Raw genomic sequence first — 12,198 nt, 5'->3', positions numbered from 1 at the left:
GTTCGGCAGGTGAGGGATCGTCGTGGCTGGGCGCGCAGTTCCCCGCGCCCCTTGGGGGCTCCGCCTAAAGCAGCGCGAACTGGCCCTCCGGGCCCTCCTCGTGGTGGTCGAGGACGGAGGCGGGACGGCGGGAGGCTTCCGGGGGCGGGAGCACGCCGGCCTTGCGGAGGTCGGTGGCCGTGACGGGTGCCGTCGGCTGCAACTCCTGCTGCTGCGGCTTCAGTTCCGCCAGCAGCGCGAGCACCGTGATCAGTTCCAGCAGCTCCGACGTCCAGGTCTGCGGCCAGGTGCGGGGGCGGATCGCGGACAGGGTGCCGGGCTCGGCGGGTACGGTCCGGGCCGCGAACCACCCCTCGACGACTCGGACCCCGGACACCTCGAAGCCCCAGGCGTCCGGGGGCACCGGCGCGATGCGGCCCTCGTCGAGGTGGAGGGTCTCCTCCTCGCGGTCGTAGTGGAGGGTGAGCGGGAGCGGGGGCAGGGGAGCGCGGACGTAGGGGCGGCGGCCACCGGGGAGTTTGGGCCGTTCGCCGTCGCGGCGCATCAGCCAGAGCATGCGGTGGCCCAGTCGCACGCCCCGGGACCAGAGTTCGGCGTCGCCAGTGAGCGGGACGGTGAGGTCCGGGCGGGCCGAGGCCAGGATCCAGGCGAGGACGTCCAGCGGGGTGGGGGACAGGCCCAGGCGGCCGGCCAGGAAGTCCCGCAGGCCCGGCGCGAGGTTGGGCTCCTCGCCGCCCGGACGCCGGTACAGGGGACGGATCCGGCCGGGGCGCAGGAGCGGCAGATACGAGGTCGCCAGGAGGGGCGAGCCCAGGGCGGGGGAGTCCCCGGCCGTCTCCACCGTGAACACCTGCTGGGCGTCCGCCACCCGCCACAGCTCGGGGCGGGCCGTGTCCAGCAGGCGGTGGTCGGGGATCAGCCACTGCTCGTCGAAGGGGGCCGCCAGCACCCGCACCGGCTCCGGGCAGGGGCCCGAGGCCCGCACCAGCTTCTCCGTGCCGCTGGACTGGCCCGGCAACTGCCCCACCGCCGAGTACGGCGTCCGCGAGCGCGTCGGCTCGAACAAGCCCTCCCGGTCCGGGCCCTCGGCCTTCAGCAGGGCCTCCCAGCGGGCCTTCAAGGAGGCCGCGTCGGGCGCCACCGGCCAGGCGCGGCCCGGCCGCAGCGGTGCGACGGACCACGGCATGAGGTCCGCCAGCAGCGGAGCGTCGTCGTGCGTCACGCTGGGCATCGTACGGCAGCACACCAAAGGGCCGCGGGCCTCCGCTCGACATGCGGGGCCCGGCCCTCGCGTCCCCGCGACACGGGCGGGCCGGCCCCGACGAGCGGGCAGGCGGCCGACGGTCCACCGCGCCCCCGCGACGCGGGTGGCCCTGTCGGGCGGCCGTCGGCCCCTGGTGTTCGCGTCCGGCGGACGGGCTGCCACGATGATCCGCAGATGACCGGCGGCCTGTCGCAGCCCTGCTCGGCAAGCGCGGCCCGGATGTGCGGGAGCCGGCAGGCGGGCCCCGGTCTCCCGGGCGGCCCGGTGGGCGGCGTGCTCCCACGACGGCGCCCTGCCCGGCGGGCGGGCCGACCGTGGTGTGTCCGCAGGCGTCCTGCGGCCGGCCGGCCGGCGACTCGCTCCCATCACGGCGCCCTGCCCGGCGGGTCGGTCAGCGGCGGCGAAGGGGCAGGCGATCGGCGCCCGTCGCGGCCTTGCCCTGCGGGCGGGCGGCTACGGCGAACGGGCAGGCGGTCGACGGTCCGTCGCGTCTCCGCCACGCGGGCGTTCCCGCCCCGCGGAATCCGCAGGCGGCCGCCGCCCCGTCGTGCCCCCTCGGCGGAGCCGCTACGCGTCCAGGGTGACCGTGAAGGAGAAGCGGTCGCCGCGGTAGTGGATGACCGCGACGTCCAGCACCCGGCCCGCGGCGTCGTAGGTCACGCCCGTGTAGTGCAGTATCGGGCTGAGCAGCGGTACTTGGAGCAGACGTGCCGTCTCGGGGTCGGCCAGCCGGGCCTCGACCGTGTCCGTGATGCGGCTGATGTCCGCCCCGACCACGTCCCGCAGCACCTTCGTCATCGGCCAGCGGAGCAGGTCCTCCGGGTCGATGCGGCGGGCCAGTTCGGGGCGGACGTGGTTGTAGGCGTGGTTCGTCGGCTCGCCGGTCTTCTCGTCGCCGCGCAGCCGGTGGTACGTCGCCACCTCCGCCAGGTCGGGGAAGTACGGGGCGAGTTCGCTCGGCACGGGCGCGCGGCCGTGGTCCAGCAGCTCGGTCGTCATGCCGGACTGCTGGGCCACGATCGCGTCCACCGAGCCCAGCAGCCGCACCGGAGCACTCCGCCTCGCGTCCGGCTCGATGAACGTGCCGCGCCGGCGATGCCGGGTGATCAGCCCCTCGTCCTCCAGCTCCTTCAGCGCCTGCCGCATGGTCAGCACGCTCACCCCGTAGTGCTCCGCCAGCCGTTCCTCGGTGGGCAGCCGCAGCGGGTCCCGGGCCGAGCGGCCGAGGATCGAGGCGCGCAGCGACTGCGACACCTGGTACCACAGCGGCAGCTTGCGGTTCAGGACGATGGAGTCCGGGGCGAAGGAGGTCACGGGGCTATCCGTACCGGTCGGGGGCCGTTCAGCGCAACGGACGGAAGTGCCGCTCCAGGCCCCGCCAGACGTCGTCGTAGCCCTGCTGGAGATGGCCGGCCCGCGCCGCGTGCGGGGCGAGCGTCACCGGCCAGCGCGTCTCGAACATGAACGCCAGCCCGTCGTCGACCTTCCGCGGCTCCAGCTCGGCCGCGCTCGCCCGGTCGAACGTCTCCCGGTCCGGGCCGTGCGCCGACATCATGTTGTGCAGCGAGCCGCCGCCCGGCACGAATCCCCCCTCCCCGGCCGTCTTCGCGTCGTACGCGCCCTCGATCAGGCCCATGTACTCGCTCATCACGTTCCGGTGGAAGTACGGCGGCCGGAAGGTGTCCTCGCCCACCAGCCAGCGCGGCGCGAAGACCACGAAGTCGACGCCCGCGAGACCCGCCGTGTCGGACGGCGAGGTGAGCACCGTGAAGACGGACGGGTCGGGGTGGTCGTACGAGATCGAGCCGATCACGTTGAAGCGGCGCAGGTCGTACACGTAGGGCACGTGGTTGCCGTGCCAGGCGACCACGTCCAGCGGCGAGTGGTCGTACGTCGCCCGCCACAGGTTGCCGCAGAACTTGTTCACCACCTCCACCGGTCCCTCCACGTCCTCGAACGCGGCGACCGGCGCCCGGAAGTCCCGGGGGTTGGCAAGGCCGTTCGCGCCGATCGGGCCGAGGTCGGGCAGGCGGAAGGGGGCGCCGTAGTTCTCGCACACGTACCCCCGGGCGGAGGCGTCCAGCAGCTCCACCCGGAAGCGCACGCCACGCGGCACCAGCGCCACATGACCCGGCTCCGCGTGCAGCAGCCCGAACTCCGTGCGCAGCAGCAGCCCGCCCCGTTCCGGCACGATCAGCAACTCCCCGTCGGCGTCGCTGAAGACACGGTCCATCGAGGAGTCGGCGTGATACAGGTGCACCGCCATACCGGTGCGCTGGGTCGCGTCCCCGTTGCCGCCGAGCGTCCACAGACCCGCCAGGAAGTCCGTCCCGGCGGGCGGCTCGGGCAGCGGGTTCCAGCGCAGCCGGTTCGGGTCCGGCACGGTCTCGGTGAAGGGCGCCGTGCGGAGCGCGCCGTTGCCGGTCCGGGTGAAGGGGGGATGCGCGGCCGAGGGGCGGATGCGGTACAGCCAGGAGCGGCGGTTGTGCGCCCTGGGCTCGGTGAACGCCGTGCCGCTGAGCTGCTCCGCGTAGAGCCCGAGCGGCGCGCGCTGCGGTGAGTTGCGGCCCTCGGGCAGGGCGCCCGGCACCGCCTCCGAGACGTGCTCGTTGCCGAATCCGGACAGGTAGGCCAGTGCTTCCGCGGTCTTCCGCGCGTCCCCGCTCATGATCGCTCCCTTGCGGACCATATTCCTATGCACCACCGTAGGATTGCGTTTTCCCGGGCGCAAGAGGGACCGGTCTCCTACGGGAGAGGTAGGGGCGGAACCAGACTTCAGAAGGATTCGTACGCCGGTGCGGTTGTTCTACAGTCCCGGACATGTCGTGGAAGCGGGGACTGCTCGCCACGCTCGTCGTCTGCGTTCCGCTGCTGCTCGGACCGGCGGGCTGCGGCACGAGCGGCTCGAACGAACGCAAGGACGGGGAATCGCCCTCACCGGTGGGGAAGGTCCTCGACGAGACGGACCGGGAAGGACGGCACTACCGTGAGGTCGGCAAGGGCGGGGCCCCCGACGTCGGCGTCGAGGTGGCCCCCGACGCCGGCGGGAGCTGGGACGTACGGCTGACCCTCCACCACTTCCGTTTCTCCGCGCCCGGCGTGCGGCCGCACGCGGTCGCCGGCCGGGGCCTCGCCTACCTCTTCGTCGACGGCGGCCAGGTCACCCGGCTGCGCAGCCCCGAGTACCGCCTCGCCGCCCGCCTCGTCCCCCGCGGCACCCACCACGTCACCGCCCGCCTGTACGCGGACGACGGCACGGTGTGGGCGGTGCACGGCAAGCCGGTCGAGAGCACGGCCGACATCACGGTGTCCGCGACCGAGGCGAAGGCGGTGCCGGAGTCGACGCCGAAGCCGAGGCCGAGGGTGACGCCGAGGACGACGCCGGAGTCGGCGCCGTCCGCGAGCCCCACCCGCACGACGGGCACCGCGCCCACGGCGGAGTGACCCGGGCGAGGTGAGTGTAGTGGCCATCCGTCTCCGTACCCGGGGGTGAGGTTCACCGGACTCCCATGGAGAGGCATCATGAAGCCCGTGCCCCACGACGCGACACCGCTGCGCCGTGCGCCCGTGCAGCGGCGCAGCGCCGAACGGCTGACCAGGATCCTCGACGCCTGCGCCGACCTCCTCGACGAGGTCGGCTACGACGCGCTCAGCACCCGGGCCGTGGCGCAGCGGGCCGGTGTGCCGATCGGCTCGGTCTACCGCTTCTTCGGCAACAAGCGGCAGATGGCCGACGCACTCGCGCAGCGCAACCTCGAGCGGTACTCCGAACGTGTCACCGAGCGCCTGAAGGACGCGCGGGTGGGGGACTGGCGGGCGGCCATGGACGCCGTCCTGGACGAGTACCTCGCCATGAAGCGCACCGCCCCCGGCTTCTCCCTCGTGGACTTCGGCAACCAGATCCCGGTCGGCGCCCGCCACGCCGAACCCAACCGCCGCGTCGCCGACCGGCTCACCGACCTCCTCTCCGGCTACCTCGACCGCGAGCCCGACGACGATCTGCGCCGCGCCTTCCTGGTGGCCGTCGAGGCCTCGGACACCCTGGTCCAACTGGCCTTCCGGGTCGACCCGGAAGGCGACGAGGCGATCATCGGCGAGACCCGGGAGCTGCTCAGGGCGTATCTGGGTCGAGTGCTCGACTGACGGTTCCCGGCTTTGCGGACCGCGGGCGCGGTGACCCCTCCCGCTCGTGCATACCGGTCGGTATGCTCGGGCCAGCCGCCGCCACCCCACCGGGAGGACCCGTGTCCCGCACCGCCCTGCGAATCTGCCCCCTGTGCGAGGCCACCTGCGGCCTGACACTCACCATCGACGGGAGCCGGGTCACCGGCGCCCGGGGCGACCGCGACGACGTGTTCAGCAAGGGATTCATCTGCCCGAAGGGCGCCTCCTTCGGGGCCGTCGACGGCGACCCGGACCGGCTGCGCGCACCGCTGGTACGCAGGGACGGCGAACTGCGCGAGGCGAGCTGGGAGGAGGCCTTCGACGCCGTCGCCGCAGGGATCCGACCCGTCGTCGAGCGGTACGGGGCGGACTCCGTCGGCGTGGTCCTCGGCAACCCGAACGTGCACACCATGGCCGGCGCCCTCTACCCGCCCGTCCTGCTCGCCGCGCTGCGCACCCGCAGCGTGTTCACCGCCTCGACGGTCGACCAGATGCCCAAGCACGTCTCCAGCGGGCTGCTGTTCGGCGACGCCAACGCCATCCCCGTACCGGACCTCGACCACACCGACCACCTGCTGCTGATAGGCGCCAACCCGCTGGAGTCGAACGGCAGCCTGTGCACGGCCCCCGACTTCCCCGGCAAGCTGAAGGCGCTCAAGGCCCGCGGCGGCACCCTCACCGTCATCGACCCGCGCCGCACCCGCACCGCCAAGCTCGCCGACCGGCACATCGCGATCCGCCCCGGCACCGACGCGTTGCTGCTGGCGGCCATGGCGTACGTCCTCTTCGAGGAAAAGCTGGTCGACCTGGGCGAGTTGTCGCCGCACGTCCAAGGGGTCGGCGAAGTGGAGGCCGCCGTCGCGGAGTTCAGCCCGGACACGGTGGCCGGCGCCTGTGACGTGCCGGCCACCGAGATCCGCACCCTCGCCCGGGAACTCGCCGCCGCCCCCACCGCCGCCGTCTACGGCCGCATCGGCAGCTGCACCGTCCCGCACGGCACCCTCGCGAGCTGGCTCGTGGACGTCCTCAACGTCCTCACCGGCAACCTCGACCGCCCCGGCGGCGCACTCTTCCCGCAGGCGGCCACCGACAAGAATCCCCGGCCCGCCGGACCCGGGCGCGGGTTCGCGCTCGGCCGCTGGTCGTCGCGGGTGCGCCGGCACCCGGAGGCGAAGGGCGAGTTGCCGCTCTCCGCGCTCGCCGAGGAGATCGACACCGCCACCGAGGAAGGGGAGCCGATCCGCGCCCTCGTCGCCGTCGCCGCCAACCCGGTGCTGTCGGCCCCGGACGGCGACCGGCTCGACAAGGCCCTGGACTCCCTCGACTTCATGGTCAGCGTCGACCCCTACCTGAACGAGACCTCGCGCCACGCGCACGTCGTGCTGCCCCCGCCGCCGCCCTCGCAGAGCCCGCACCACGACTTCGCCTTCAACACCCTCGCCGTGCGCAACCAGGTCCGCTACACCCGCCCCGCCGTCTCCCTCGAGCCCGGCCGGATGGCCGAGACCGAGATCCTCGCCCGGCTGATCCTCGCCGCGACCGGCATGCACGGCGCCGACCCGGCGGCCGTCGACGCCATGGTGATCGACCAGACCCTGGGCAAGGCCGTGCGGGACCCGCACTCCCCGGTGCACGGCCGCGACCCGAAGGAACTCGCCGCACAGCTCACCGGCGTGAGCGGCCCGGAGCGGCGACTGGACATGATGCTGCGCCTCGGCCCCTACGGCGACGGCTTCGGCGTACGTCCGGACGGGCTGAGCCTGGCCCGGCTCCTCGAGCACCCGCACGGCATCGACCTCGGCCCGCTCCGCCGGCGCCTGCCGCAGCCGCTGAAGACCACGAGCGGCAAGGTCGAACTCCTGCCGAGGCCCATCGCGGACGATCTGCCCCGCCTGCGCGCGGCCCTCCATGAGCGCGCCGACGGACTGGTCCTGGTCGGCCGCCGCCATCTGCGGTCCAACAACAGCTGGATGCACAACGTGCCCGCCCTGACCGGTGGCACCAACCGCTGCACGCTCCACATCCACCCCGAGGACGCCGAACGCCTCGGCGTGCGGGACGGGGCGGTGGTCCGCGTCAAGGGCGCCGGGGGAGAGGTGACCGCCCCGGCCGAGGTCACCGAGGGGGTGCGGCCGGGCGTGGTGAGCCTGCCGCACGGCTGGGGCCACGACCGGCCCGGCACCCGGCTCAGCCACGCCGCCACCGACCCCGGCGTCAACGTCAACCAGCTCCTCGACGGCAGCCTGCTCGACCCGTTGTCCGGCAACGCGGTCCTGAACGGCGTGCCCGTGGAGGTCGCCGCCGTGACCGAAAACCTGGAGCCTGTGACCTGAGCAAAGCCGTGACCTGGACTTTCGCGCTTATTGCTCGCAGGTCAACGTCTTGTTAACGCCGTTTGAACGGACCTAACGTCGTCGCACCGCCTGCCCGGTGGAATGTTCAAGGGCGAACGTTAGGTATCCACTCATGCTGACCATCCTCGGCTTCGCCATGATCGCGACCTTCCTGGTCCTGATCATGCTGAAGAAGATGTCGCCGATCGCGGCGCTCGTGCTGATCCCCGCGCTGTTCTGCGTGTTCGTCGGCAAGGGAGCCAAGCTCGGCGACTACGTCCTCGACGGCGTCACCAGCCTCGCGCCCACCGCGGCGATGCTCATGTTCGCGATCGTCTACTTCGGTGTGATGATCGACGTCGGGCTCTTCGACCCGATCGTCCGCGGCATCCTGAAGTTCTGCAAGGCCGACCCGCTGCGGATCGTCGTCGGCACCGCCGTCCTCGCCGCGATCGTGTCGCTCGACGGCGACGGCTCGACCACCTTCATGATCACGGTCTCGGCGATGTACCCGCTGTACAAGCGCCTGAAGATGAGCCTGGTCGTGATGACGGGTGTGGCCGCCATGGCGAACGGCGTGATGAACACCCTGCCCTGGGGCGGGCCGACCGCCCGCGCCGCGACCGCGCTGAAGCTGGACGCCAGTGACATCTTCGTGCCGATGATCCCGGCCCTCGCCGTGGGCCTGCTGTTCGTCCTCGCCCTCTCGTACGTCCTCGGCCGCCGCGAGCGCAAGCGGCTCGGTGTGCTGACGCTGGACGAGGCGCTGGTGGAGGAGCCGGAGACGGAGACCGTCCTGGTGGGCGCCGGTTCCGGCAAGGGCACCGGTTCCGGCAAGGCCCCGGCGCGCACCGGCGGTGCGGGCTCCGGTACCGACGCGGACGCCCCCGAGGACGAGGACGACGGCCTGCAGGGCCTCGACCCGAACCGGCCCACCCTGCGCCCCAGGCTCTACTGGTTCAACGCGCTCCTCACGGTCGCCCTGCTCACCGCCATGATCATGGAGTGGCTGCCGATTCCGGTGCTGTTCCTGATCGGCGCGGCCCTCGCGCTGACCGTCAACTTCCCGCACATGCCGGACCAGAAGGCCCGCCTCGGCGCGCACGCCGAGAACGTCCTCAACGTCTCCGGCATGGTCTTCGCCGCCGCCGTCTTCACCGGCGTCCTGCAGGGCACCGGCATGGTCGACCACATGGCCGAGTGGCTGGTCGCCAACGTCCCCGACGGCATGGGCCCGCACATGGCCTTCGTCACCGGTGTGCTGAGCATCCCGCTCACGTACTTCATGTCCAACGACGGCTTCTACTTCGGCATCCTCCCGGTGCTCGCCGAGGCCGGCCACGCGCACGGCGTCTCCTCCCTGGAGATCGCCCGCGCCTCCCTCGTCGGCCAGCCGCTGCACATGTCCAGCCCGCTCGTCCCGGCCGTGTACGTGCTCGTCGGCATGGCCAAGGTCGAGTTCGGCGACCACACCCGGTTCGTGGTCAAGTGGGCGGCCCTGACCTCGCTGGTGGTACTCGGCGCGGGAATCCTGTTCGGCATCATCTGACCTCCACGGAAGGGAACGTCCATGGGGCCCGGTGGGAACCGCGGCTGGCTGCTCCGTCTCGTCATCGCCTTCGGCTTCGCGCAGGGGGCGGTGTCGATGGCCCGGCCCGCCGTCTCCTACCGGGCCCTCGCGCTGGGCGCGGACGAGCGGGCGGTCGGTGTGATCGCGGGTGTGTACGCCCTGCTCCCGCTCTTCGCGGCCGTACCGCTCGGCCGCCGCACCGACCACGGCCGCTGCGCGCCCCTGCTGCCGGTCGGAGTGGTGCTGATATCCGGCGGCTGCGTGCTCAGCGGCCTCGTCGGCTCGCTGTGGGCGATGGCGCTGTGGAGCGGGGTGATGGGTCTCGGCCACCTCTGCTTCGTGATCGGCGCCCAGTCGCTGGTGGCCCGGCAGTCGGCGCTGCACGAACAGGACCGCAACTTCGGCCACTTCACCATCGGCGCCTCGCTCGGCCAGCTGATCGGCCCGGTGGCGGCGGGCACGCTGATCGGCGGGCCCGACATGGCGGGCTCCAGTGCGCTGGCCCTCGTGGTGGCCGGTGCGGGCGCGGCCGTGGCCTGCACGTCGCTGTGGCGCATCGAGGACCGCACGGCGGTCAGGTCCGGCGGTGGACAGGGCGAGCGCGTCGCGGTCGGCCGCATCCTGCGCGCCCGGGGCGTCCCCGCGGGGATGCTCATCAGTCTGTCCGTACTGTCGGCCACCGACATCCTCACCGCCTATCTGCCGGTGGTCGGCGAGCACCGGGGCATCGCGCCGTCGGTGGTCGGCGTCCTGCTCAGCCTGCGCGCCGGGGCCACCATCGCCTGCCGGCTGGTGCTCACACCGCTGCTGCGGCTGCTCGGCCGCTCCCTGCTGCTCACCGTGACCTGCCTGCTGGCGGCGGTGCTGTGCGCGGGGGTCGCGCTGCCGGTGCCGGTGTGGGCGCTCGGCCTGATGCTGACCGCGCTCGGCTTCTGCCTCGGCGTCGGCCAGCCGCTGTCCATGACGACCGTCGTCCAGGCCGCACCCGACGGAGCCCGTTCGACGGCCCTCGCGCTGCGCCTGACCGGAAACCGCCTCGGCCAGGTCGCCGCGCCCGCCGCCGCGGGCCTGGTCGCCGGGCTCACCGGGGTGGCGGCGCCCTTCGTGATGCTCGGGGCGCTCCTGCTGCTGTCGGCGGGCTGTGCCCTGCGGGCGCCGGGGGACCCGGCGCAGGCGCGGGACGCGGCCGAGCCCGGCGTGCACGAGCGGCGCGGGGGGCCCGCGTTGCGCCGGTCGGGCGACACCTGACGGCGCGTCGGGCGCGGTTGCCGCGAGGCCAGGGGTGGGTGTGAAAGAGAGTCAGGTGAAAGGTCGATTTGTATGAAAATCGTCTGACTCGGAGGAGTACGCATGCCCACCTTGACACTCCCACCCGCCCTCGGCACCCGGCTCGGCGCCGCCGCCCTCACCGTCCTCTCCGCGGCGGGGGCCACCTGGCTGGCGACGCCGACCGCCATGGCGCAAGGGGAAGCGGGCGACATCAGGATCCACCGGGTGGGCGTGCCCTTCGGCGTCTCGAAGGACGACCCCGTGGTCTGCCGGTTCTACCTCGACGCCGTCAACTTCGACTCCCTGCCGAGCGTCGCCTACCTCATCCAGGCCCAGCCGCCGCTGCCCACCAGCGCGACCGTGACGGGCACCATCGCGCTCGGTCCCGGCTCCGGCGCCGGCCACACCGACCCGCTGGGACTGGCCGACGGCCAGTACCGGCTCACCTGGACCGCGGGCAACACGCCCAGGGAGAAGATCTTCCGCGTCGACTGCCACGACGGCCGGGACGCCGGCCGGCCCGGGGCACCGGCCGACCCGGGCGGCAACGGGGCCGCCGCCAACGGGGCGGGCGGCAACGGGTTCGCGGGCAACCAGGGCGCCGACGGCAACGGTGACCCCGGCCGCATCGAGGACCACGGCGGCAACGACGAACACGGCGGCGACGACCACGGTCGCGACGCGGCAGCGGGAGCCGGCGGGCACGAGGACGGCGGGCCGAAGGGCGGCGTCCACGCCGGCGGCGGCGGCCTCGTCGACACGGCCGCGGCCTACACCCCGCTGACCGCCGCGGCGGCCGTGGGGCTGGTCGTGGTCAGCGGAGCCGTGTACCTCCGGCTGATCCGCCGGCGCCCCCATGGTGCCGCGTAGGCGCAGACGCAGGCCCTGGCACCGGACCCGGGCGTACCGCCTCACCAGGACGGCCGTGCTCGTGACCGTCCTGGTGGCCGCGGTCCGGTGCGGCGGGCACGAGCAGCCGGAAGGAACGGGCCCGGCGGCCCACGGGCGGGCCGCACCCCCGCCCCGGCCCCTGCCGCGGTCCCCGGCGACCAGCCTGCGGGTCCCCTCCCTGGGAGTCGACGCGCCGGTCGTCGGTGTACGGCTCGGCGCGGACCGCCAGTTGGAGACGCCGCCGCTGGACAAGCCCAAGCTCGTCGGCTGGTACCAGGACGGGCCCACCCCGGGCGAGACGGGCACGGCCGTGGCCGTCGGCCACCGCGACACCAGGACCGGCCCCGCGGTGTTCGCCGCCCTCGCGCAGGTGCCGCCGGGCAGCCGCATCGAGGCCCGCCGAGTCGACGGCCGCACCGCCGTCTACACGGTGGACCGCGTCCGCGTCTTCGACAAGGACGACTTCCCCGACAAGGAGGTGTACGGCCCGAGCAGCCGTCCCGAACTGCGGGTCCTCACCTGCGGCGGCCTCTACAACCGGAGAACGGGCTACACCAGCAACGTGGTCGTCTTCGCCCATCTGACCGCGACACGGTGAGCGCCGGGCCGCCCCCGTCCGGCGCACATCCCGTCCGGTATCTCACCTGTCGGACGGGGACGCCCTGATCTCGCCCGATCCCTTCCGCCGGACGCGCACATTCCGTTAG

The 12,198-nt window shown here is 73.4% G+C and carries 10 protein-coding genes; 7 read left to right on the top strand and 3 right to left on the bottom strand.

Features of this window, described 5'->3' with window-relative positions:
• Positions 1-64: 64 nt before the first annotated feature.
• The 3 genes from ACFY0F_RS18940 to hmgA all read right to left on the bottom strand — a co-directional run bounded on the left by ACFY0F_RS18940 (position 65) and on the right by hmgA (position 3,932).
• A complete protein-coding gene (locus ACFY0F_RS18940; protein WP_388795016.1) occupies positions 65-1,231 on the bottom strand; it encodes a type ISP restriction/modification enzyme in 1,167 nt (388 codons plus the stop codon).
• Positions 1,232-1,831: 600 nt separating this feature from the next.
• On the bottom strand, positions 1,832-2,578 hold the full coding sequence (locus ACFY0F_RS18935; protein ID WP_388795013.1) for a GntR family transcriptional regulator: 747 nt from the start codon (positions 2,576-2,578) through the stop codon (positions 1,832-1,834).
• A gap of 28 nt (positions 2,579-2,606) precedes the next feature.
• A complete protein-coding gene (hmgA, locus tag ACFY0F_RS18930) occupies positions 2,607-3,932 on the bottom strand; it encodes a homogentisate 1,2-dioxygenase (RefSeq protein WP_388795010.1) in 1,326 nt (441 codons plus the stop codon).
• A gap of 152 nt (positions 3,933-4,084) precedes the next feature.
• Between hmgA and ACFY0F_RS18925 the strand changes: the two genes are divergently transcribed.
• From ACFY0F_RS18925 to ACFY0F_RS18895, 7 genes are all read left to right on the top strand, one after another.
• Complete coding sequence (locus ACFY0F_RS18925; protein WP_388795007.1) at positions 4,085-4,708, top strand: hypothetical protein; 624 nt, start codon at positions 4,085-4,087, stop codon at positions 4,706-4,708.
• Between the two features lie 78 nt (positions 4,709-4,786).
• On the top strand, positions 4,787-5,407 hold the full coding sequence (locus tag ACFY0F_RS18920; RefSeq protein WP_388795004.1) for a TetR family transcriptional regulator: 621 nt from the start codon (positions 4,787-4,789) through the stop codon (positions 5,405-5,407).
• A gap of 101 nt (positions 5,408-5,508) precedes the next feature.
• Complete coding sequence (locus ACFY0F_RS18915; RefSeq protein WP_388795001.1) at positions 5,509-7,761, top strand: molybdopterin oxidoreductase family protein; 2,253 nt, start codon at positions 5,509-5,511, stop codon at positions 7,759-7,761.
• Positions 7,762-7,894: 133 nt separating this feature from the next.
• Positions 7,895-9,310 carry a CitMHS family transporter gene (locus tag ACFY0F_RS18910; RefSeq protein ID WP_388794998.1) on the top strand — a complete coding sequence of 472 codons (1,416 nt, stop codon included), beginning with the start codon at positions 7,895-7,897 and terminating at the stop codon, positions 9,308-9,310.
• Positions 9,311-9,331: 21 nt separating this feature from the next.
• Positions 9,332-10,579, top strand: coding sequence for an MFS transporter (locus tag ACFY0F_RS18905; protein ID WP_388794995.1), 1,248 nt, complete (start codon positions 9,332-9,334; stop codon positions 10,577-10,579).
• A gap of 102 nt (positions 10,580-10,681) precedes the next feature.
• Positions 10,682-11,470 carry a hypothetical protein gene (locus ACFY0F_RS18900; RefSeq protein ID WP_388794992.1) on the top strand — a complete coding sequence of 263 codons (789 nt, stop codon included), beginning with the start codon at positions 10,682-10,684 and terminating at the stop codon, positions 11,468-11,470.
• Positions 11,457-12,089, top strand: coding sequence for a class F sortase (locus ACFY0F_RS18895; protein WP_388794990.1), 633 nt, complete (start codon positions 11,457-11,459; stop codon positions 12,087-12,089). Before ACFY0F_RS18900 ends, ACFY0F_RS18895 begins: the two co-directional genes overlap by 14 nt.
• Positions 12,090-12,198: the final 109 nt, after the last annotated feature.

It is taken from the genome of Streptomyces sp. NPDC001544 (genome assembly GCF_042894285.1).
In the GTDB taxonomy this organism is placed as follows: Bacteria; Actinomycetota; Actinomycetes; order Streptomycetales; family Streptomycetaceae; genus Streptomyces.
The sequence above is the reverse complement of the archived record's forward strand: the minus strand, read 5'-3'. Positions and strand labels throughout refer to the sequence as shown.

Excerpts from the sequence above, each read along its gene's own strand:
- ACFY0F_RS18925 (WP_388795007.1), top strand. The coding sequence starts at position 4,085 with ATGTCGTGGAAGCGGGGACTGCTCGCCACGCTCGTCGTCTGCGTTCCG.
- ACFY0F_RS18910 (WP_388794998.1), top strand. The coding sequence starts at position 7,895 with ATGCTGACCATCCTCGGCTTCGCCATGATCGCGACCTTCCTGGTCCTG.
- hmgA (WP_388795010.1), bottom strand. The coding sequence starts at position 3,932 with ATGAGCGGGGACGCGCGGAAGACCGCGGAAGCACTGGCCTACCTGTCC.
- ACFY0F_RS18920 (WP_388795004.1), top strand. The coding sequence starts at position 4,787 with ATGAAGCCCGTGCCCCACGACGCGACACCGCTGCGCCGTGCGCCCGTG.
- ACFY0F_RS18940 (WP_388795016.1), bottom strand. The coding sequence starts at position 1,231 with ATGCCCAGCGTGACGCACGACGACGCTCCGCTGCTGGCGGACCTCATG.
- ACFY0F_RS18900 (WP_388794992.1), top strand. The coding sequence starts at position 10,682 with ATGCCCACCTTGACACTCCCACCCGCCCTCGGCACCCGGCTCGGCGCC.
- ACFY0F_RS18905 (WP_388794995.1), top strand. The coding sequence starts at position 9,332 with ATGGGGCCCGGTGGGAACCGCGGCTGGCTGCTCCGTCTCGTCATCGCC.
- ACFY0F_RS18895 (WP_388794990.1), top strand. The coding sequence starts at position 11,457 with ATGGTGCCGCGTAGGCGCAGACGCAGGCCCTGGCACCGGACCCGGGCG.